Consider the following 22740-nt stretch of genomic DNA (forward strand, 5'->3'; position numbering starts at 1 on the left):
GAGCGTGAAACAATACTATTTTGTGGAGTAGCCAATGGCACACATCGAAAAAGTACCACAAAGACCAGGTTTTTCTTGGCGCTATCGTCGCATTGATGAGCCAGAAAAAGAGTACGATCTCCATTTTCACGATGATGTGTTTGAATTAGTCATCCATCGCCACTTCACTGGTAGTTTGCATATTGGTCATCACGAATTAGAAGTGACTCACAACCAAATGCTATTGATCGCGCCTGGTGTGCCTCACTCTATTCACTCCACATTGGTCGAAAGCAAGTGCGAGACTCATGTGATTTGGTTTAAGCGTGAGTGGATTGCCAATTTGATGTTCTATTGCGCAGAGCTTAGAAAGCTTGATCCGCTTTTAAAAGCGGCCAACAAAGGTGTGATGTTTTCTGAGCGGACAGCTCAGCACGTTGTGGATCTTTTGCATGAGCTCATGACGTTTCCTGCAATGGAGCAACTCTCGAGATTTCTCCATGTTTTGTCTTTGATTGCTCACGATGAAGGGGCGAAAACACTGATGACTCACTCTTACTTATCGATGAGTGAACACGAATTACAGGAAAGAGAACGAGTGGCAAGTGTCAACGCATATCTCGAACAGCACTTTGCTAGCAAAGTGACGCTCGCGAACTTGGCGAACCATTTATCACTGAGTGACAGTGCGGTCACAAGATTGTTTCAAAAGCACTTTAAAGAGCCGTTTAGCCAACGCCTAATGAAATTGCGGATCAATCATGCCGCAGATTTGCTGCAATCAACGCCTTTGCCGATTGGAATTGTGTTTGAGAGAGTAGGGTATCGAAACCAAGCCCTGTTTAATCGTCACTTCAAAACGTATAAAGGGCTTACGCCACGCGAGTACCGCCAGCAATATCAACAGCGAATCCAGCCGTAATTGGGTTGCACACAACTGCGATCACGAACGCGAAAAGAGTTACTCGGCTGAAAGTGATGGGCAATTGATATCTTACTTGCAAAATTTTTCAGGAATCATTATTAAGATTCAGTGACAGATAATATAGGGAACTTGATTGCCATTTTTCTGTCATATCTGGTGAGTAAGTTAACCGTGTCAGAGAGATAATACGCCGTTTACTAGCCAAAGATGACTGCAAGAAATCGGTAATTATCATTATGTTGTGAAATTGGTCACGGTTAAATAATTGGTTCCCTTATAGATTGAAGGGGATTCGACCTTAGACAATAAGCTCCATAAGGAGCGTTACTTATATAAGATGAGGGATTTTACTATGAAAAAGACTAGAAGAGCTCAGCTACATCGTGTGCGCATTCAATACTGGAAAGACACGAAAGACGCACCAGCTAAAAAATCATAGTTAATGATACCTAAAGGCACGAGCTGGCAGTGGAACGCCGTTTCCCGCTGATTGCCAGCTCAAAAACGCCACAATCACATTCACTCCGCACAACCTCCCAGAACTCTACTTTTACTATCACACATTTCCAAAAGTAAAAAAGCCAGTCCGGAGACCAGCTTTTTATTATTGTCAGTATGACTCTGTTACTTACAGGTAGTTTGCGTCAACCAAGTCGCCAGCTTTTGCGCTTTTCACTTCTGGACGTGCTTCTAACCATGCAATAACTTGTGCTTTTTGCTCTTCAGTAGCACTGCCGTAACGGTCAGTAGAGCATAGGAAGCCTTCAAACAGTTCTAGACCACCGCCGCCGAAGCAAAGGCCAAGCCCATCAATGTAGTCGATAAAGTCATCAACGAATGCATCGTAACGGTCGAAGTCGTTGATGTCTGTTTCACAGCTGATCTCGAAACCTAGGATTGCGAACTCACCTAAGAACAGCTTTTTACGGATACGACGGCTCTTGTTATCGATCTTGTCTAATTTCATGATTATCTCTCGTAGATGATTTGAATTCGTACACCTTATACCTTCTATCACACTTTAGCCCAAGTAAAATCAGAATGAAGCGATACAGTTGGTGGTTATGTGACCAAAACTTAATTGCTCAATTGGTAACGCTGCTGAGTTTGCTGCACTGCTGAAACACAAGTTTCATATGTTTTAAGCACTTTTGTCATTTTTCTTCTCCAAACTTCTTGCCGTTCAACTAATCACTTATTTATTAATTAAACTATAAGATCGGGAAAGTAAAAATGAGCAAGGAAACCTTTGACGCGACGCGTTATAACCAAAGTGAAAACAAACCATTTGAAGAAGTATTAGAAGCGAGCCTATCTCGACGCAACATTCTGAAAGGTGGTTTAGGCATCAGTGCGATGACAGCGTTTGGTGCTTTCGGGTTGGCTGGTTGTAATTCATCGGACTCAGGGAGTACAGTAAGCAGTGGCTCGGGCGTATCTAAAGCCGTTCTTAACTTTGAATCTATCCCTGGCTCACTCACTGACGCCGTTTCAATTCCACAAGGCTACACTGCACAAGTATTGGTACCTTGGGGAACACCACTTAATGCACAAGGCAGCGCATGGCAAAATGATGGTACCAACACCAGTACCGATCAGTTAAATGCGCTAGGCATGCACCATGACGGCATGCATTTTTTCCCATTGAACGATAGCACCACAGATGGCTTGCTATGTATTAACCACGAGTACATTGATACATCAGCACTGCATCCAAACGGTCCGACGGTTGAAAATGGCGTACGTACCATTGTAGATGAAGTGCGTAAAGAGATTAACGCGCACGGTGTGTCAGTGGTTCGTATTCAGCTTGAAAATAACATGTGGAAGCTAGTCGATACCGATCCACTAAACCGCCGTTACACTGGTGCGACAGCAATGGACTTATCTGGCCCAGTGGCGCACACGTCACTAACTGTCACTCGTTTCTCGCCAGATGGCAGCCAAGCACGTGGTACGTTAAACAACTGTGGCAACGGCTACACGCCATGGGGCACTTACTTAACTTGTGAAGAGAACTGGCCAGGTTACTTTGTTAACGCCGGGACTCGTACAGAAGAACAAGATCGCATTGGTGTTGATGACCAAAGCACACGCTACTTGTGGGAAACACTTGCAGGAAATGCAGAAGAGCGTCTCGATGAGTTCTCTCGTTTTAATGTGGCTCCAACAGGAGCAAGTGCAATGGATGATTACCGTAATGAAGCCAATGGTCACGGTTACATCGTCGAAATTGACCCTTACACGCAAAACTCGCGTGCGAAGAAGCGTACTGCACTAGGTCGTTTCCGTCACGAAGGCTGTACTTTTGGTAAGCTTGAAGAAGGCAAACCAGTGGTATTCTACTCTGGTCACGACTCTCGCTTTGAGTACCTATACAAATTTGAATCTGCGGCAGCGTGGGACCCTGCAGATGCAAACTCGGAAAACCGCCTAGCGGCAGGCGATAAGTACATGGACGAAGGCACACTGTATGTTGCGCGTTTCAATGAAGACAGTACAGGTACTTGGTTGCCGTTGACGCTTGATAGCGTAACAAAATCTGGTGGTACGTTAGCGGATCACTTTAACTCATTGGCTGAAATTATCATTAATACGGCAGGCGCGGCTGACCTCGTTGGGGCAACTCCAATGGATCGCCCAGAGTGGTGTACGGTTGATCCATTCACAGGCTCGGTTTACTTAACATTGACGAATAATACGCGCCGTACTGATGAAACCAATCCTGCGAACCCACGTTTGAACAATAAGTTTGGTCACGTTATTCGTTGGGATGAAGGGGCTTCAGCTACAGACTTTACTTGGGATATCTTTGTCTTTGGTTCGCCAGCACATGGTGATGCAGATACTAACCGTTCTGGCCTGAATGAGCTAAACCAGTTTGCTAGCCCTGACGGATTAGCGTTTGATGGCCGTGGTATTTTGTGGATTCAGACCGATAACGGCGCAGATGAAGTTACGTCTTACACTAATGATCAAATGTTGGCCGTTGTGCCATCTAAGCTAACAGATGAGAATGGTGACCAAGCAGTGATTGGTGCGGATAACCAAGCGGAGCTTAAACGCTTCTTTGTTGGACCAAATGGTTGTGAAGTGACAGGCTTTACTATCAGCCCTGATTACAAATCATTGTTTGTGAATATTCAGCACCCAGGCAACTGGCCATACAGTGAAGATGCCGCCGAAGAAACGCCTGCTGGTGTTTCTGTGCGTCCACGAGCTGCGACGGTTGTCATTCGACGTGAAGACGGTGGAGAGATTGCAGTTTAATCTCTAAATGCATTAACACCTTAAAATTCAAGCCCTGCAAATGCAGGGCTTGATGGTTTAGGCGAATGCCTAGTCGCACTTTATATCCAGACAACAGGCTTAGCTTTTCAATGAACCGCCTGAAGTACGAATCACGTCTTGATACCAGTAGAAGCTCTTCTTGCGTTTACGCTCTAGCGTTCCTTGCCCATCATCATGACGATCGACATAAATATAACCGTAACGCTTGCTCATTTCGGCTGTTGAGTTAGCCACCAAGTCGATAGGCCCCCAGCTGGTGAAGCCCATCAACTCAACGCCATCAAGAATCGCTTCGTGTGCTTGAACCAAATGATCATTAAGGTATGAAATTCGATAATCGTCTTGGATTTCCCCGTTTTCATCGAATTCATCACGAGCGCCTAAGCCATTCTCGACGATAAATAGCGGTTTTTGGTAACGATCGTGAAGGAAGTTAAGCAAAACGCGCAGGCCTTTTGGATCGATCAACCAGCCCCATTGGCTCTTCTCAAGATATGGGTTTGGTACGCTATCGACGATGTTACCCACTTCCTTCTGTTTCGGGTCCGCACTTGCACAGCCACTTGCGTAGTAGCTGAATGAGATGAAATCGACACTTGCCGATGCGATCTCTTCTAAGTCGCCTTCTTCCATCTGAATTTCAATGCCATTTTCACGGAAGTAACGCTTCATGTAGCCAGGGTACTGACCACGTGTTTGTACATCACCGAAGAACAACCACTTGTTGTTTTCATGCATGGCGGCTAACACATCATCAGGGTTACAAGTGTATGGGTAGTTGATTGCGCCAAGCAGCATGTTACCAATCTTGCCGTTTGGTACGATTTGCTGACACAGTTTTACCGCTTTCGCGTTTGCGACTAGCTGGTGGTGAATCGCTTGATAAATGTCTTGTTCACTGGCGTCTTCTTGCAAGCCCACTCCCGTAAATGGCGCATGAAGTGACATGTTGATTTCGTTGAACGTTAACCATAGCTTCACTTTGTCTTTGTAGCGTTCCAGCACGGTGCGAGCGTAACGCTCGAAAAACTCTATCACTCGACGATCGCCCCAACCACCATAATTCTCAACCAAGGCGTAAGGCATCTCGTAATGAGAAAGCGTCACAAATGGTTGAATGTCGTGTTTGGCTAGCTCATCAAAAATTTTGTCGTAAAACGCCAGTCCTTCTTCATTTGGCGCAAGCTCATCGCCATTAGGAAAAATACGGCTCCAAGCGATGGATAAGCGCAGGCAGGTGAATCCCATCTCTTTAAACAGGGCAATATCTTCTGGATAGCGATTGTAGAAATCGATAGCAAGATCTTTGATACCAGGCGTTCGTTCTTCACGCGTTTGATGCGGGCTCAGAATGCCGTTTGGCAACATATCTGATGTTGATAAACCTTTCCCCCCAAGGTTGTATGCCCCCTCTACCTGGTTTGCCGCAATGGCACCACCCCAAAGGAAATTATCTGGAAACTTAATCATGTTTCTCACTCTTTATATTTAGGAAATGTTTGTGGATTTATTGCTTGAGAATAGTGTAGGAGACATCTCGATACTTGTAGCGAGATCGTGTTTTTATCAGTTCATCACCAAACGTCAGTAATGATAAACATTGAGATATAGGATGGTTGTTAACAATGCCAACCTAAGTGAATTTAGGTTGGCATTCGTATTCAAAACGTAAATGCTAAATTCGCCGCCGCGCCAAACTGGTTATCGCCAGCGTAAGACCCTGCTAGGTCTACACTGATCACATCAAAAGGACTGATGCCAATGCCACCTGTCACCGAGTTATCGAGGTTATTTTCTAGGTCAACTTCATAACCAGCGCGGAGTTGAGCCCATCCCCAAGCATTCCCCTCGATACCAACGCGAATAAACTGCGTGTCATCGTCGAGCTCTTTAAAGCGCTTTTGTTTGGTGAGATCGGCGTCTAGGCTCAGAGCTACATAGTCCCCGACATAGCCGATACCAAGGGTCGCTTGTGGCGTGAGTTCGTAGGTGTAGTTGCCTAGTTTTGTTTCTATATCTTGTTCGAAGACGTCTTTTAACGAGAGACCAGCTCTAAATGCGTTGTGATACCAAGCGACCCCAAGATCCATATTGAACGTGTTCTTTGATACTTCACTTTTGTCGTAATCCTCGATATCAAAGTCATCTAGTGTTGTACGCTGCGTATAGGTTTTAAGCTGTTGGTATTTGGGCGTAATACCAAATGCGAATTGCTGCCCACCTATCGTGTAAGCGCGAGCCAAGGCAACGCCATATTCCGCACTACCGAAAGCCGCTAGGTCGACGGCAGAATTGAGGTATCGATCTGCGGTGTTTGTTGAATCTGAGATATCGGGTGCCGCAAGTATCTCCACATAACCAGCGCTAAAAAGGTTTACCGACATGTAGCGTGTCGGAATCGCAATCGCGAGGCTCAGACCTCCGTTAATGACGACTGGAGCACTCTTATCTAATTGATCGAGTAGTCGATTAAGTTCGGCTTCGTTCGCAGGTGTGGGAATGCCCTGAATACTATCGTAAAGGTCTTGAACATCATCAACGGCTGATAAAGCTTCATCCTCATCGTGAATATTGACGCCGAGAGCAGGAATGAGTAGGCCGATATCGTCATTTTCTCGATAGAGAGCGCCTAGGGCTGGGTTGTGTAGAGGAGCGGTTAAATAGTCAGCGGAAACGACGCCTGTATTTCCCATTCCGTGACTTCGAGCGTCTGCTGCGTAAGGTGCTGCAAAAGCGTGAGGTGATAAAATAAAAAGCGCCCCTGTTGCTGCTAAAGTTAGTTTTCTCATAACGCATCCATTCTTACTTTAAATAATTACTTATCAATAAATTAGATGGTGGGAGCTAAAACTTGGTGTCAACCACCAAAAATTGCGCTGATGAATAGCATGTGGCGATTCATCAAGTTAAGCGTAGGTTAGGCAACTCGCTTTATAAAGTCGATCAGGGTTTATTGCTCTTTAATTGCGTGGAGAAAAGCTGGAGAGGTGGATGGCGTTGGATTAGCTACGATGAGGAGCGAGCTCAAACATTAAGGTGAAGGACATGCCTTTATCAGCGTTGAGCTGCGCACTGATTTTCCCTTGCATATCTCGCATATTGTTGGCGGTGATGGAAAGTCCTAACCCCAGTCCTTCACCAATTTTTTTACTGGTTTGGAAAGGCTCGAACATGGTATCGAGTTGGTCTGAAGGTACCCCACACCCATTATCACTTACCACGACCTCAACATTATCGGTAGTGGGTGTAACGGCAATCATTAACTGGGGATCTTGGGTCTCTTTCATCGCATCTAATGCGTTGGAAATTAGGTTGCCGAGCACTTGTTGTAGGCGTTGCTCTTCACCAATGATATTGGGTAAATCGTTGGGAATGCGTACCCGAACATCTACCTTCGCGAGTTGAGATTGATAGACGCGTAGCGTCTCTTCTAAAGCGTTTGTCAGCGATATCTCGTGCAGTGTCTCTGGTTTATTGTAGGCAAACGTTTTTAGCTGACTGGTCATGCTTGCCATGCGGTCAATCAACTTTTGAATCAACTTGTTATTGGCTTTCATCATGTCTGTTTGTCCACGTTCTGCTAGCAACTCGTTGGTGGTTAAAAGGGTACGCAGGCCAGTCAATGGTTGGTTTAACTCGTGGGTAATCGCGCTCGACATTCTGCCCAATGCTGCCATTTTGCTTGATTCAATCAATTGCTCTTGGGCTTGTTTTAAAGCTTGAGTTCGCTCTTCCACCCTTTGAGCGAGCTCTTGGTTAATCAGCTGCAGCGATTGTTCCGCTTTTTTACGTTTGCTAATGTCGATTATGGTAGCAAGGAAATACTGCTCACCGTGCCATGGGAAGCTAGTGAGTGAAAATAGTACAGGAAATACGCTGCCATCACTGCGTCGCGCCATGGTTTCTACAGCGCTAATCTCTGCTAGTTCCTTATGCTTTGGCAGATCTCTAAGCAAAGTGAGTGTGGTCGAATTTGAATTACCCGCATCAAATAACTCCCAGGCGAAGGTATGACGATTCACACTTTCAGGAAGACAAAAAAGGCGTTTTGCCATTGGGTTGAGGTCGAACAATAGACCTTGTTCATCAATCAACAACAAACCAACATGTGTTTTATTGATCATCTGTTTAAGTCGGCGTTGCGATTCTTCTAGTAAAGCTTGAATACGCTGCTGATTGAGATGTTTTTGTCGACGCTGTAAACCAATGATCACCAATAGAATAAGGAGCAGGAGGAGCGCTGCGATGCTCCATCCAATGACACTAATCGTTTGCTGAACAGGTTTGGTCGGAATAAGGTAACTGACAAACCAGTTTAAGTCGTCCAGCTTTACTGTGTGTGCAAAGTAGCGCTGCTGATTGAGAGTCCAGAAATGAATCACCGTATTGTCATACAGTGTTTGAGTTTCGACTTTGACTTGGTTATTCGGTTCATTAAACCAGTCGGCGTTATAGTTTGTACTGCTGGAGAGGAAGAAGCGTTGATGGCGATTTTGTAGCGTGATGATGTCTTGGCTGGTGATGGTCTGCTCCGTTAGCAAACTCAGGTTGATTTGAACAACAACGATGCCCGCTATCTCCAAACCATCAAAAATTGGTGCAGAGAGGTAGTAAAGTGGACTAGAACCTTTTGTTTTATTCACTAGTGAGACGCCTTCTCCCTGACGTTGTATTTGTTCGACAATCGCACGGCGGTCAGAGCGACTGAACCGTTCATCGATCAGACTCGATACCAACACTTCTCCCGAGGTTGAAAGTATCAACCAACCCTCTGTATTCGCGGCTTTATCGAGCTGTGTCAGTTGTGCTTGAAGTGGCTCGTAGTAGTTTAAATTGCCTTTAACAAACGCAATTGTTTCTGGGTTATTCGTGACGAGATAGGGAAGGTGATAGAAACGTTTTAATGCTCGGCGGACTTCACCAATGTAGTCGAGGAGTTTCTGTTGTGCTTCTTGTTGAGTTTGGACGCTCAGCCATTGATGGGCCACCTCTCGGCTAGCACCGTAGAAAAAGATCACCAGCGCACTGATCAATACGGCGGTTAGCCACATTTTCCCATTCTTAGTGCGCTGCATTCGGACTCCGTTTGGCTGAATATAGTTATCGTAGTTGGTAGTGAAAGAGTGCGCTTAACTGATTGGATGTTAAAGAATTGTGATTAAGAAGTGGGATCTAGCTCCTTTTCTATAGCATGGTTTTTGCTAACTTTAGCAAAGACTTCTATCACCGATCAGGCAGTAACTCATGACTTTTGACGACATTCCGCGTATCGCCCTAATTGAAGATGATGACATCGTTCGTCAAGCAACAAGCCAATGGCTGCAATTGGCGGGGTTTGACGTCATAGCTTTTAGCTCGGGGGAGGAAGGCAAAACCGCCATTCTGAACCAAGAGTTTGATGCGATAGTTAGTGATGTTCGTTTGCCAGATACTGATGGAATTTCGATTTTAGAGAGCCTTATTGCGAATCACATTCCAACACCAATGATACTAATTACTGGTCATGGTGATGTGGATATGGCGGTGAATGCGCTACAAAACGGCGCGTTTGATTTTATTGAAAAACCTTTCCAGCCGGAGCGTTTGTCTCAACGTGTGACAGATGCGGTCGAGAGCCATCGCGCGCAAACATCGACGCTTCACCGCCAAGAATATCTAGCTAGCGTGAGTGGTTTAGAAGAGGTGCTCATTGGTCAAAGTCGAGTGATGCAGCAATTACGCGAGCAAGTTGCGAAACTGGCGAAAATCGATACTAACGTGATCATCTACGGTGAAACGGGTTGTGGTAAAGAGCTGGTGGCGACCAGTTTACATAATGAAAGCCAAAGAAAACCTCATCACTTTGTGCCGATAAACTGTGGTGCGATTCCAGAACACCTTTTCGAGAGTGAGTTGTTTGGTCACGAAGCTGGGGCGTTCACTGGTGCAAACAAACGACGCATCGGCAAGTTGGAATACGCCGATAAAGGCACGTTGTTTTTTGACGAGATAGAAAGCATGCCGTTGTCGATGCAGGTGAAAGTGCTGCGGGCGCTTCAAGAGCATACCGTTGAAAGAGTGGGGGGGAATCAGCAGATCGGCGTTGATTTACGAGTGATCGCGGCGGCGAAAGAAGATCTCAATGATCATGAAGAGTTTCGGCAAGATTTATACTATCGGCTCAACGTCGCGCAAATTTATTTGCCGCCACTCAGGGAGAGAGAAGAAGATTCACTGATTTTGTTTGAGCACTTCACCTTGCAAACTAACCCTGAAACCCGACCATTGAGTGATGCAGATAGAAACGCTGTGCTTTCCTACGCTTGGCCTGGGAATGTTCGAGAGCTGCGAAACGTGGCTATGCGTTTTGCTTTGGATGAAACGGTATCTGTGATGGAAATTCTCTCTAGCCGTCCTTCGTCAACCACGGAGGAGACGCAAGTGGGTGTTCCACTGGTTATTCAATTACACAATTTTGAGCGCAAGGTGCTGCATGATTCATTGGTCAGGCATCACGGACGCATTAACGAGGTGATGCAGGAGTTGGATTTACCTCGTCGAACTTTGAATCAAAAGATGCAAAAGTTTGGTTTAAATCGCTCTGATTATACTTAACGCCATTTTTAAGCTGATTTACCGCTATGGGCGTCACAAATATGATTAAGCGCTCTTCGAGGGAGTCGGGACAAACTTATAAGTTAGGCCTTTCCCTTCTCCAAACAAGGTGACTTGGTTTCTGCCCGTATGTTTAGAGCTATACAGCGCTTCGTCAGCTTCAGCAACGACCTCGTGGAGTGATTGTCCCTCAGATAACTCACTGATTCCAAAGCTCATGGTGATCTCATTTTCGAATGACTGCAATGAGGTATCAGTTTCCACCGCTAGACGAATTTGCTCGGCAACAATTTTGGCTCGTTGTGCTTTTTCAAGTAAAACAATCATGAATTCATCACCACCAAATCGTACTGTGCAAGCTGACTCTGGGAGGTGTTTCTTAAAGATAGCGGCAATCGTAGCCATGACGGAATCGCCTACCGTATGGCCATAGTGATCATTAATCGCTTTAAACTCGTCCATGTCGGTCATGATGATGCTTATTGATTGGTTCCGTTTGTGCGCTTGATTAACAAGATTTGGAACAATTTCTTCCATCGCGCGACGATTATGAAGCCCTGTGAGGGCGTCTAAATGTGAGAGATCATTGATTGACTGTATCAAGCGGCCATTAATTAGCCACAACATGCTAAAGCTCATAGCGACAATCAGACAGATGCTAAGTAAAAACGTCATCTGGTGGATAAAACCTGCGGTCATAAAATTTGGCACTTCATTGGCGAAAGCGCTCCAAAGTGCTCTGAAGCCCATAAAAATACTGAAGCAAAAGAAGGAGCACGCCATCACTATGGTTGGGAGTTTTTGGTCTTGCTTGGTGCCTTTCAGCATGGCGATCCCACTAAAAAACGTAACGATGCAGATATAAACACTTAAGTAAATGATACGGCTTTTAATTGAATGGTCATGGAAGGTGAAATAATAAAACGAACCGCTGAAAATGGGCGTTAAAAAAGCGAGTGAGTGGGCCAGTTTTAGAGGGAATTGACGAAAAATGCTCACGCTGTAAAGCGTAAGCAAGAAGCCGATTAATATGAGCGTATTAGCAATGACGATGGTAAGCCAATCTGGTGCGGAGCCTCTAAATCCCAGTAAAAAAGGCCCAAAGCCAATAAATAACAGCGAGAGAGAAAAAGTCTTTAAGCCTTTGATTTTTTTCTGTGTGTATTGGTAACAAAGTAGACTGATTGAGTAAATGCAAGAGAACAGAATAACGATAAAGTTGAGCGTTCTGATGTCTAAATACTGATTGTCCATAAGCGCTCCACATCAATCCATAGTTCAGGCAACTCCTTTGCCTGATATCAATAAGCGAACTACATATTAACTTACTTATTGAGTGATGTCTTATGTTAAACGGCTATTCATTTACCAGCTCGAATTGTTCGGCTTGGTTGGTTTTCGTCGTAAATAGCAGACCAACAATCATCATAAATACGCTAGGTATAATCCAGCTAGCAAAGTCATTGTACAGAGGCATGTAATTACCCATCCACTCATCGGTGGAATCTGGCATGTAACCTAGGATGTGCAGCGCATCAACACAACCAAACGTTAGAGCAGTGAACGCCGTCGCGACGACCATGATTTGCGACATCTTGTTGCACACTGGTGCCATGATCATCAATGCAATCGCGACTGGGTGAAGCGCCATAACCGCTGGCAATGTGATAGCCAATAGTTGCTCTAGACCTACGTTGGCGATCAAACCAGCCAATACCATGGTTGTGATCACGCAGCCTTTGTAGTTCACTTTGCTGAAAGTGTTGTCGTAGAACTCACTGCCTGCGGTGGTTACGCCGATAGCAGTAGTCAAACACGCCAATACCATCACGGCACCTAGTAATAGTGAGCCAAATGCACCGAAGTGGCTGAAGGTGAACGCCGTTAGAATATCGCCACCGTTACTGAACTCAGAACCCAAGTACGAGCTCGTCGAACCAATGTAAGCCAATGAGATGTAAACAAATGCCATGGCAACTGCATACATCAAAGCAGCAATTAGTGTGTACTTTGCAGTGGCTTTCGGGCAATCCACACCCATGCTGCGAATCGCGCGGAAGATAATCCAACCAAAACCGATAGAACCTAGCGCATCCATGGTCATGTAGCCTTGGGTTAAGCCTTCAGCAAATGCGCCAGATACGTATGGTCCCGTTGCGGCAGTTAGCTCGCCTGCAGGAGAAACCAAAGCCGTCACAGACATGATGATCAAGATACCCATCAAGGCAGGCGTTAAGATCTTGCCTAGGTTGTCGACCAACTTACCCGGATATAGGGCAAATAGAATGGTGATAGCACAGAAGGCAATAGTGAAAGGCACCAAAGCGGCATCACCAAACATTGGTGCAAAGCTAAATTGGTAAGCGACGGTAATCGCACGTGGTATTACGAAAGCAGGGCCAATCACGATAAATACCATTACCCAAAAACTGGTCGCCAAAGGTTTAGGTAGGGCAGCGGTTAATTTGTCTGAACCGTTTACGATAGCCACCATCACCAGTGCCATCGCAGGCAGACCTACGCCCGTTAAGAGGAAGCCAGACATCCCGCTCAGAAAGTTTTCACCTGCTTGATAACCCAAAAATGGAGGGAAGATCAGGTTACCCGCGCCTAAGTACATGGCGAAAGTCATGAAGCCCAAAGCGGCGATATTGCGTGCGCTTAACATTGTTATTCCTCTTATGTTTCGCTTGGAAGAAACTGAAAGGAATGGGAGGAGTATGTGGTGTTCCCGTCAGCTTCTTCTCAAGCTGACAGAAAGTTTAGATATAGCCTGTCAGCTCTGAATCAGTTCCAGAGAGAGCAGGAGGATCGCAGCAGCAACGCCAGATGGGCGTTTTAAAGCGAATTGTGATTGCGCAGTTGCTGACATGAGTGACCCTTAGTGACAAAAAAGCACCAAGGAATACGTTTGCCTTGGTGTGTAGTTACCCTAACGAACATGAGGCTATTGGCACAACCCCGAAGTAGAAAATAAGTTGATACGGTCAATGTTTGTTTCTGAACTGGTGGATCGAACTGGTTTTTAAATTCAAAATTAGAATAAATGACTTTTCATTTCATTAACATGGCTTGTTTTGCTGTATTTTTGTGCTATTTGTAGTCGTTTAGGCTATAAGCCTCCGCTGATAAAGTGAGCAGTTTAGAATGATGCGCTTTTTCTTCTTATTGTTAAGACACTCATTAGTTGCAGTTCAATCCAAAATTGCATCGGCAAAATATTGCTTATTAGTGAATCGTGCATTTATTTTGTCTTGATCACATTTTATTAACCTTTTGCGATCTAGGCGTGCAACCTTCTTCTCTTGAATAAGCAAGATCTTGCTCATTACTTTGCTATCAAATCAGCATGATTTTGCTCATTTTTGATGTCCTTCAGCACTTAGTTCAATAAATACAAAGAGTTAAAAGTTGGCATTTCAATTGCTCTAGGGAATTTGTTGTTAATAAAGATTTAACATGATGTAAATCCCCAATCGTGAAACGACTACACGGAGAGTAATAATGAAAATGAACAAGCTGGTAAAAGCTTTGGCTGTCGCTGTGACTTCTTTTGGTATTGCTGCTAACGCTGCGGCAGAAGATCGTAGCTACATTCTTGCAACGGCATCGACAGGTGGTACCTACTACCCTGTGGGCGTAGCGCTGGCGACGTTAAGCAAAGTGAAATTGGCACCAAAGCACCACTTCTCCCTTTCTGCAATCAGCTCTGCGGGCTCTGGTGAAAACGTCAAACTGCTGAACGAAAACGAAGCACAGTTCGCGATTCTGCAAGGTCTTTACGGTGCATGGGCTTGGTCTGGTGAAGGTCCTTATGAGAAGAGCGGTCGCCAAGAACAGCTGCGTTCGGTCTCTATGTTGTGGCAAAACGTTGAGCACTTTATTGTTCGTTCTGACTTAGCAAAAACGGGCACAGTGACTGACCTGAACAACCTAGATGGCAAGAAGTTTTCTATCGGTAAGAAGAACTCAGGTACAGAGAACTCTGGTCGCCAAATCATGAAAGGTCTGAAGGTAGACCCTGATAAATTCAATCTTGCTTACATGGGTTACGGCGGCAGTGCGAGCGCACTTCAAAACGGCACCATTGACGGCATGAACACGCCTGCGGGTGTACCTGTTGGTGCGGTCACTCAAGCTTTTGCTGCGCTGGGTAAAGACATTTCGATTCTTTCGTTTACCGATGAGCAGATTAAAGAGGCGAATGGCAGTTACAACCTATGGACGAAGTACGAGATCCCAGCGAACACTTATCCGGGTCTAGATAAGCCGATCACCACCATTGCACAGCCAAACTTCTTGGCAGTTCGTGAAGATATCTCGGAAGAAGACGTTTACCAGCTAACCAAAGCGATCTACGAGAACCTGCCTTTCCTACAAGGCATCCACAAAGCAACAAAAGCAATGGCAATTGAGAAAGCGATCGCTGGCTTGCCAGTGCCTCTTCACCCAGGCGCGGCGCGTTACTACAAAGAAATGGGCATCGAAATCCCATCAGACCTAATGGCGAAATAACGCCTACTTCGCCCCGAGTTTCGGCTCGGGGCATTTTATCCCTACCGATTTCTAAGATGGAAAAAGCCGCCAGAGCTTGGAGTATGAGATGAGCGACTCAATAGAAAAGGAATTGCAGAAGTTTGAGCTGCCCACACGCACTGATTTTCCGTGGGTAATCACTACAATCACTGTGTTTGGCGTAGTGTTGTCTGCTTTGCACATTTGGTTTAATACCTTATCGACGTTACCGGAGTTATGGATTTCCGCGACCCACTTTGCTGGCTTTGCGGTGATTTGTGCGCTTTGGTATCCGGCTCATATCTCTCTCAAGCAGAGTAAGATTGCACTCGGTATCGATGTGTTAATTGCCATGGGCGCGGTCGCGTGTTTGCTCTACATTCCCTATGCCGAAGATGCGCTGTATGAGCGTGGCGTGAAGTTTGTGACCAGCGATTGGGTCTTCGCCATCATGGCAATTCTGATTGTTATCGAGCTGATTCGACGCACTATGGGTTGGTTTATTCCAGTGCTGATCGTGGTGTGTTTAAGCTACGTTGTGCTTTGGGGTAAGTGGGCGACAGGTATTTTCCACTTCCCGGGTTTGAGCATGGAAACCTTGCTCTACCGCAGCTTCTATTCTTCTGAGGGCATGTTTGGCTCTATCTCGCGCATCAGTTGGACTTTCGTATTCATGTTCATTCTGTTTGGTGCGTTTCTTGTGCGCTCTGGTGTTGGTGATTACATCATCAATGTGGCACGTGCTGCGGCTGGCAAAATCATTGGTGGTCCCGGTTTTATTGCGGTGATTGGCTCCGGTTTGATGGGCTCAGTATCTGGCTCTAGTGTGGCAAATACGGTTTCCACCGGTGTTATCAGTATTCCTTTAATGCAAAAAGCAGGTTTTCCTTCGCGCTTCGCGGCGGGCGTTGAAGCTGCGGCGTCGACAGGTGGTCAGTTGATGCCACCAGTGATGGGAGCGGGTGCTTTCATCATGGCGTCTTACACGCAAATTCCTTATGTCGATATCATCGCGGTTTCTTTCATTCCTGCTCTTATCTATTTCTTGTCTGTTGCGTTCTTTGTGCGTATCGAAGCCAAACGCAGCGGCGTTCAAAAAATCACGACCAGCGATGAATCTCTATTAAAAGTGTTGATCAGCGGTTGGCACAACCTTATCCCGCTGGCGGTATTGGTTACTTTGTTGGTTCAAGGTTTTACACCGACTTACGCTGCGGGCTTGTCGATCATCTCAGTGGTGGTGGCGTCTTGGTTCTCGAAAGATCACAAGATGGGACCAAAAGCGATCATCGAAGCACTTTCGCAAGGCGCGAAAAACATGGCGACAACTGCCGTATTGCTGGTGGGTATTGGTCTGGTGATCAACGTGATCAGTACAACGGGCATCGGCAACACGTTCTCACTGATGATCGACGGTTGGGCGAATGGCGACTTGTTCATCATGATCGTTCTGATTGCGCTCGCTTCTCTTGTTTTGGGTATGGGTTTACCTGTAACAGCGGCGTATATTGTATTGGGAACACTGTCTGCCCCTGCGCTTTACAAGTTGATTGCAGAAAACCAATTGCTTGAATTGATGGTATCGGGTCAATTGCCTGAACAAGCAAAAGCCATCTTTATGTTGGCGGTGCCAGAAAAGCTGGAACTGCTTAATGCACCAATGGCGTTGGAAACCGCGAAAGAAATGGTGGCGCTAGTGCCTGCGGACTTTATGGAAACCCTACTAGAACAAAGTTTGGGTATGGAAGCGGTAGGCTTGGCATTGCTGGCTGCTCACCTCATCATCTTCTGGTTATCGCAAGACAGTAACGTTACGCCTCCAGTGTGTTTGACCGCATTTGCAGCAGCAACCATTGCAAAAACACCGCCAATGCGTACCGGTCTGATGGCGTGGAAAATCGCCAAAGGTTTGTATCTTGTCCCGTTGTTGATTGCTTACACAGGCTTGGTCAGTTGGGATGTGACGTCGGTGATTACCGTGGGCTTCTTTGCCATCATAGGAACCTATGCATTGATTGGTTCGATTGAAGGTTACTTGGAAGGTCCTCTAAACATTCTGACGCGTCTCTTGTTGGTTGTGGTGGGTACTTTGCTGGTTTGGCACGACATCCCAATCTTGGTTTGTGTGGCAAGCTGCGCGGTATTTGTCGCGGTGTTCATTTACAGTGGTCGCAAGTTCAAATTGCAACAATCTCAACTATCGGTTTTATAAGAGGTCGTATGAAATCAGTCTATGACTACATCATTGTTGGTGGCGGTATCGTTGGTGTGTCGACGGCATGGCAACTGCAGCAACGTCATCCAGAAAAATCCATTTTATTGGTTGAGAAAGAATCCGGTTTTGCCAAGCATCAAACCGGACACAATAGTGGCGTGATTCATGCTGGGGTGTACTACGCACCAGGCAGCTTAAAAGCCGATTTTTGTAAGCGTGGGGTAGAGCGAACCATTTCGTTCTGTGCTGAGCACGATATTCCGGTGGAGAACTGTGGCAAGTTACTGGTTGCGACCAATGAGCAAGAAGTCGAACGCATGAATGCCCTCTATGAGCGCTGCTATGTAAACGGCATCGACGTAAAGCTACTTGATGAAGTTCAACTCAAGCTGGCTGAGCCAAACATCACTGGCTTGGGCGCGATTTATGTCAAAACCACCAGTATTGTCGACTATCGTTTGGTCACTGAGCAGATGGCGGAAGAGTTCCAAAAGCTCGGCGGGCAAATTAGCCTGAGAACTAAAGTGGTGGCTGCCGAAGAGAAGGACGAAGAAGTCCAATTGACCTGCATTTCAGACGATCAAACCATGCAACTTAATACCAAGTTCTTGGTTACTTGCAGTGGCTTGATGGCGGATCGCATGACTAAGATGATGTCTATTCCAACCGATTTTCAAATCATCCCTTATCGCGGCGAATACTACCGTTTGGATAGTAAGCACGACCAAGTGGTGAATCATCTTATTTACCCAATTCCAGATCCTGATTTGCCTTTTTTGGGTGTCCACCTAACTCGCATGATTGATGGCAGTGTGACTGTTGGTCCAAATGCGGTGCAAGGCTGGAAGCGAGAAGGGTACGATAAGGTCAACTTTAGCCTGCAAGATACCATGCAAATGCTCAGATTCTCCGGTTTCTGGAAAGTGACACAAAAGCATCTAAAAACCGGACTGGATGAGTTTAAGAACTCGTGGTGGAAGCCGGGCTATCTCAAACTGGTCAATAAGTACTGCCCAAGCATCAAGGTCGAAGACCTCAAACCATATCCTGCGGGTATTCGCGCGCAAGCAGTGTTATCCGATGGCACTTTGGTTCATGACTTCCTGTTTGCCGAGAGCGCAAGAAGCCTACACGTTTGCAACGCCCCCTCTCCCGCAGCGACATCGGCAATGCCGATTGGGGAGTACATTTGCGATAAAGTGAATGAGAAGATAGAGGCGAAAACCGAGACGGTTTAACAGTAGAAAGCCAAACCAAAAGTACACCAGAGATGACTCTATTTGTTGGGTGATTATTGTCGGGTGTGCCGGAAGTTTGGCTTTTACTTTGGTGATTGGATAATTTCCTTCTTATGATATTTGGGTTTATTAGGAGAGGGATGGATGAAATTAGGTTTAGCCAATCACAAAGTCGACGTCGTTAAACATGACCCTGCATGGCGACAGGAGTTTGCACGCAGCCGCTCTGAACTGGCGTTAGTGATGGAGATGATGTCAACTCAAATCGAGCATATTGGCAGTACTGCCATTTTGGATATGCCTGCCAAACCTATTATCGATATGGTACTAGGTATTGCGCACTTTCCTCATGTTTCTCTAAAACTTTCTTTGGTGGAACAAGCTGAAATTACCATCGAAAAATATACGGATGCTAAGGCAAACTTCGTACGTAAAGTCATAAATGAGTTGAAGACAAAATGAAGAAACGGCTTGGATTCATTTTACTTTGTAGTGCATTTCATTCTTTTGCGTATCAACTGCATGAGCGCGACGAGAGCTATGTATTAATTGGTCATGAGCTCAGTGCTGGCTATGTCGTTTATGTACCAGGCTCTATGGAAGCAGAAATTACCAATGTGTTTAAATTTGATTGTGAAGGCAGTCGTGTTGAAGCTGTGAAAATTGGTAGCGAGATTAATAACGCTGCGACATATGGCGAGCATCTCCAATACTATTTCTTTCTCGTGAGAGATCATCAGTTTCACGTTCCTCTAAGAATTATTGAATCTTTTAAAACGGTTGATAAAAAGTCAAAAGAGGTTCTATCAGAACATTTACCTTCCACAAAGCATGATGACCTTGGGTTAGCTTGTGATTTGATTAGACCTCAGGTTAAAAGCTATTACTTTTCCCAAGCTTTTGAAGCGATACCTAAACATACCCACAGTAAAGGCGACTGACTCAGTCGCCTTTACTGTTTTGACTGTAGAGCTGTAGTGTTTATTGCTCTTTGGAGCAAAGCTCACCTTTCTTGGCGTGCCTTTCGATCATGTAATCGCCTCGGGCACTGTGCAACACAATCGCATTCCAGACTTGGCCATCTTGCAACTCGAACTCAAATGCATAATGGGTGCCGCCGACCATTTTCGTTCTCACCTCATGAATTGCTTTCAATTTATCATCGGCATTCATTTGATAAAGCACCATGTTGAGTGAGCGTCTGGCGTCAGGAGTTGCTTCAGCAATTTGCCAATGGCCCTGTTTGTCTGTTGTGGAGCAAATAGACCGCATTTTACTTTTCATGGCGGATGACATCTGCTTGTCTACGGACAATGCATTTGGTGAAAACAGTAGACCTGTCAAAGGAATCAAAGTTGCCAGAATCTGCTTTAAGGTCATAAAAACACTCCGTTGTTTACTCTTGCTTGAGTATAGACCTCAATGACTTCAGATGTGGTGCAGTAGACTCTTGGCCTACAATATCGCAGCTCGTATCAACGAACTGATGATAAACAAGGCGACCACGCTTGCCAGCCAAATACCAATGAACCACAAAATGGGTTTTAGTTTCATTAGTGATATCCCTCTCCACGTTTCATCTTACCGCGGAAAACCCAATACGAATAAGCCGTGTAGGCTATGATCAGAGGAAGTAATACCACCGCACCGGCAAGTAAAAATGCCAAACTTTTATCTGGCGCGGCGACGTCTTGATAAGTGAGTGCGAAGGGAACCAAGTAAGGAAATGTACTGACACCGAAACCCATCGCGGAAACAAGAAACAGGCCGATGGCAAGTACATAGGCACGAACAGCTTTGTGGTCGAGTAAGGCTTTGAATAGCTGCCAAATGAGTGCCGCTGCAATGATTGGTAAAATGAAAAACAGCAGCGAGTTTGGTAATGAGAACCAACGTTCAAATACGATATTTTGGCTCAATGGCAGCCACAAACTGGCGATGAATATACAGGCTACCATCGCTAGTCCCCATCGTCGCGCGACCACGTAATAGCACCCCATCAGCTCTTCTGGAAGCTTGATTAATAACCAGCATGAACCGAGCAGAATATAAGCACAGACAAGCGCCAAGCCACAAAATACGCTAAATGGCGAAAGCCAATCAAACCATCCACCTGCGTAAGCTCGTTCACTAACCTCTATACCTTGGAGCAGGGTTCCAAGCATAATGCCTTGCATCAATGCCGCGGTGAGTGAACCAATGAAAAAAGCGCTATCCCATAAAAACTTTCCGCGTTGTGTTCGGAAGCGATACTCAAAAGAAACCCCGCGCAGAATTAACCCGAGCAGCATTAAAATCAGGGGAGCATAGAGTGCTGGCATAATGACCGCGTAGGCGAGGGGGAACACGGCAAAAAGCCCACCACCGCCAAGAACTAGCCAAGTTTCATTCCCATCCCAAACAGGAGCGATGCTGTTCATCATCATGTCGCGCTCTTCATCGTCATTAGCGCTAAGGAATAGGATACCAATACCGAGATCAAAGCCATCTAACACGACATAAATCAGAACGGCGAGCCCAATCAAAGCGTACCAAATTAATGCGTAATCCATGAGTTAGCTCCTAGGTTAGATGGTTAGAATGTGTGATGGCATCGGTTTTCGTGCCATCAGGAAGTCGGCTATCTAGACCTTCTTCATATCGAGTTGGAGACTTGCGCATCAAACGTAGGAGATAGAAAAAGCCAGCTCCAAAAACCACAAAGTAAACCACGATGAACGCCGTCAGGGAGACGCTCACCGCGGCGGCATCAATAGGCGATGCCGAATTGGCTGTGGTTAAAAGACCGTATACGGTGTAAGGCTGGCGACCGACTTCGGTGGTTATCCAGCCTGCTAAAACTGCAATGAACCCCGCTGGGGCAAACAGGACACAAATACGTTGAAGTGCCCTTGAATCAAAAAGTTTGCGACGTTTTCTTAACCATAGGCTCCACAAACCAATAACAAGCATGCCAAAACCAAGCGCGACCATTACTCGGAAAGACCAGAAAACGATAGAGACAGGAGGGTGTTCCTCCTCTGGAAAAGCATCTAATCCCTTCACTTCACCGTTGAGGTCATGAGTTAAGATCAAACTACCGAGTTTGGGGATTTCCAGTGCGTATTCCATGCGTTTTTCTTCATCGTTAGGGATACCGAAGAGGATCAATGGCGCGCCTTGGTGAGACTCATAGTGCCCTTCCATCGCGGCGACTTTGGCGGGTTGATGTTCAAGGGTGTTTAAACCATGCATGTCTCCAGCAACGATTTGAATTGGTGTCACGATGGCAGCCATCCACATTGCCATCGAGAACATAATTCTGGCTAGAGGGTTATGGTTTGCTTTTAGTAAGTGATAAGCGGCAACGCCCGCTACAACAAAGGCGGTAGTGAGGTAAGCGGCGAGCAACATATGAACGAGCCGGTAAGGGAAAGAAGGGTTGAAGACAATCGCCCACCAGTCTTCTGGGATAAACTGTCCGGTTTCGTTGATACTATAGCCCGCTGGTGTTTGCATCCAACTATTAACCGAAAGTATCCAAAACGCAGACAAAAACGTCCCGAATGCAACAATACAAGTCGCGGCGAAGTGAAGCCTCTTACCTACCTTATCCATACCGAAGAGCATCACGCCTAAAAACCCCGCTTCGAGGAAAAACGCAGTGAAAACTTCATAGCCCATTAACGGGCCTAAGATTGGGCCTGTTTTGTCGGCAAATACGCTCCAGTTGGTCCCGAATTGATAGCTCAACACGATGCCACTTACCACACCCATACCAAAACTGATAGCGAAGATTTTGAGCCAGTATTTATAGATCTGCATGTACTGTTTGTTGCCCGTTTTTAAGTACAAGCCCTCTAACACGGCGAGGTAACTTGCCAAACCAATCGTAAACGCTGGAAAAATGATGTGGAAAGAGACAGTAAAGGCAAATTGGAATCTGGCTAAATCGATGGCGAGTGTGTCCATGGGCATTCCCTTTTAAGTTTCGAATTAACAGT

Annotated in this window: 18 protein-coding genes; 8 read left to right on the top strand and 10 right to left on the bottom strand. The window is 45.8% G+C overall.

Annotated elements, in window-relative coordinates; all coding sequences use genetic code 11:
* Nucleotides 1-34 precede the first annotated feature (34 nt).
* Nucleotides 35-901 carry a helix-turn-helix transcriptional regulator gene (locus tag LIX84_RS00185; protein WP_046873893.1) on the top strand — a complete coding sequence of 289 codons (867 nt, stop codon included), beginning with the start codon at nt 35-37 and terminating at the stop codon, nt 899-901.
* Nucleotides 902-1532: 631 nt separating this feature from the next.
* Here LIX84_RS00185 and LIX84_RS00190 read toward each other — a convergent pair.
* On the bottom strand, nt 1533-1871 hold the full coding sequence (locus LIX84_RS00190) for a YggL family protein (protein WP_005393599.1): 339 nt from the start codon (nt 1869-1871) through the stop codon (nt 1533-1535).
* Nucleotides 1872-2137: 266 nt separating this feature from the next.
* Between LIX84_RS00190 and LIX84_RS00195 the strand changes: the two genes are divergently transcribed.
* Nucleotides 2138-4174 carry a PhoX family protein gene (locus tag LIX84_RS00195; protein ID WP_226420304.1) on the top strand — a complete coding sequence of 679 codons (2037 nt, stop codon included), beginning with the start codon at nt 2138-2140 and terminating at the stop codon, nt 4172-4174.
* Between the two features lie 99 nt (nt 4175-4273).
* Here LIX84_RS00195 and LIX84_RS00200 read toward each other — a convergent pair whose 3' ends face one another.
* The 3 genes from LIX84_RS00200 to LIX84_RS00210 all read right to left on the bottom strand — a co-directional run bounded on the left by LIX84_RS00200 (nt 4274) and on the right by LIX84_RS00210 (nt 9270).
* Nucleotides 4274-5665 carry a glycoside hydrolase family 1 protein gene (locus LIX84_RS00200; protein ID WP_226420305.1) on the bottom strand — a complete coding sequence of 464 codons (1392 nt, stop codon included), beginning with the start codon at nt 5663-5665 and terminating at the stop codon, nt 4274-4276.
* A 191-nt stretch (nt 5666-5856) separates the two neighbouring features.
* Complete coding sequence (locus LIX84_RS00205; RefSeq protein ID WP_006741246.1) at nt 5857-6984, bottom strand: conjugal transfer protein TraF; 1128 nt, start codon at nt 6982-6984, stop codon at nt 5857-5859.
* A 213-nt stretch (nt 6985-7197) separates the two neighbouring features.
* On the bottom strand, nt 7198-9270 hold the full coding sequence (locus tag LIX84_RS00210) for a sensor histidine kinase (RefSeq protein ID WP_164665359.1): 2073 nt from the start codon (nt 9268-9270) through the stop codon (nt 7198-7200).
* Nucleotides 9271-9439: 169 nt separating this feature from the next.
* On the opposite strand from LIX84_RS00210, the gene LIX84_RS00215 reads away from it, so the two are divergent.
* Nucleotides 9440-10789, top strand: a complete 1350-nt coding sequence (locus LIX84_RS00215) for a sigma-54-dependent transcriptional regulator (RefSeq protein WP_006741248.1) — start codon at nt 9440-9442, stop codon at nt 10787-10789.
* A gap of 45 nt (nt 10790-10834) precedes the next feature.
* Here the strand turns inward: LIX84_RS00215 and LIX84_RS00220 are convergent, their stop codons facing one another.
* Nucleotides 10835-12043 carry a GGDEF domain-containing protein gene (locus LIX84_RS00220; protein ID WP_226420306.1) on the bottom strand — a complete coding sequence of 403 codons (1209 nt, stop codon included), beginning with the start codon at nt 12041-12043 and terminating at the stop codon, nt 10835-10837.
* A 103-nt stretch (nt 12044-12146) separates the two neighbouring features.
* Nucleotides 12147-13457 (bottom strand): branched-chain amino acid transport system II carrier protein, encoded by a 1311-nt coding sequence (gene brnQ, locus LIX84_RS00225; protein ID WP_226420307.1) that lies wholly within the window; start codon nt 13455-13457, stop codon nt 12147-12149.
* A gap of 836 nt (nt 13458-14293) precedes the next feature.
* Between brnQ and LIX84_RS00230 the strand changes: the two genes are divergently transcribed.
* The 5 genes from LIX84_RS00230 (at nt 14294) to LIX84_RS00250 (ending at nt 19698) form a co-directional block, all read left to right on the top strand.
* A complete protein-coding gene (locus LIX84_RS00230) occupies nt 14294-15304 on the top strand; it encodes a TAXI family TRAP transporter solute-binding subunit (protein ID WP_010453237.1) in 1011 nt (336 codons plus the stop codon).
* 88 nt (nt 15305-15392) lie between these two features.
* Nucleotides 15393-17516: a TRAP transporter permease gene (locus tag LIX84_RS00235; protein WP_226420308.1), complete on the top strand. Its 2124-nt coding sequence runs from the start codon at nt 15393-15395 to the stop codon at nt 17514-17516.
* An 8-nt stretch (nt 17517-17524) separates the two neighbouring features.
* Entirely contained in the window at nt 17525-18757 is a 1233-nt protein-coding gene (gene lhgO, locus LIX84_RS00240) for an L-2-hydroxyglutarate oxidase (protein WP_226420309.1), read from the top strand.
* A gap of 144 nt (nt 18758-18901) precedes the next feature.
* The gene (locus tag LIX84_RS00245; RefSeq protein WP_226420310.1) at nt 18902-19219 is read left to right on the top strand and encodes a GrpB family protein; all 318 of its coding nucleotides are present in this window, start codon (nt 18902-18904) and stop codon (nt 19217-19219) included.
* Complete coding sequence (locus LIX84_RS00250) at nt 19216-19698, top strand: hypothetical protein (RefSeq protein WP_226420311.1); 483 nt, start codon at nt 19216-19218, stop codon at nt 19696-19698. Before LIX84_RS00245 ends, LIX84_RS00250 begins: the two co-directional genes overlap by 4 nt.
* Nucleotides 19699-19738: 40 nt before the next feature.
* Here LIX84_RS00250 and LIX84_RS00255 read toward each other — a convergent pair whose 3' ends face one another.
* The 4 genes from LIX84_RS00255 to LIX84_RS00265 form a co-directional block, all read right to left on the bottom strand.
* A complete protein-coding gene (locus LIX84_RS00255; protein ID WP_046873883.1) occupies nt 19739-20137 on the bottom strand; it encodes a hypothetical protein in 399 nt (132 codons plus the stop codon).
* Between the two features lie 75 nt (nt 20138-20212).
* Nucleotides 20213-20311 (bottom strand): DUF2474 family protein, encoded by a 99-nt coding sequence (locus tag LIX84_RS23545; protein WP_074189740.1) that lies wholly within the window; start codon nt 20309-20311, stop codon nt 20213-20215.
* Nucleotides 20311-21309, bottom strand: a complete 999-nt coding sequence (gene cydB / locus LIX84_RS00260) for a cytochrome d ubiquinol oxidase subunit II (protein ID WP_134645373.1) — start codon at nt 21307-21309, stop codon at nt 20311-20313. The genes LIX84_RS23545 and cydB overlap by 1 nt, the downstream gene beginning before the upstream one ends.
* 10 nt (nt 21310-21319) lie before the next feature.
* Nucleotides 21320-22708 carry a cytochrome ubiquinol oxidase subunit I gene (locus tag LIX84_RS00265; protein ID WP_226420312.1) on the bottom strand — a complete coding sequence of 463 codons (1389 nt, stop codon included), beginning with the start codon at nt 22706-22708 and terminating at the stop codon, nt 21320-21322.
* Nucleotides 22709-22740 lie beyond the last annotated feature (32 nt).

The organism is Vibrio sp. E14 (assembly GCF_020515785.1).
GTDB classification, from domain to species: domain Bacteria; phylum Pseudomonadota; class Gammaproteobacteria; order Enterobacterales; family Vibrionaceae; genus Vibrio; species Vibrio diabolicus.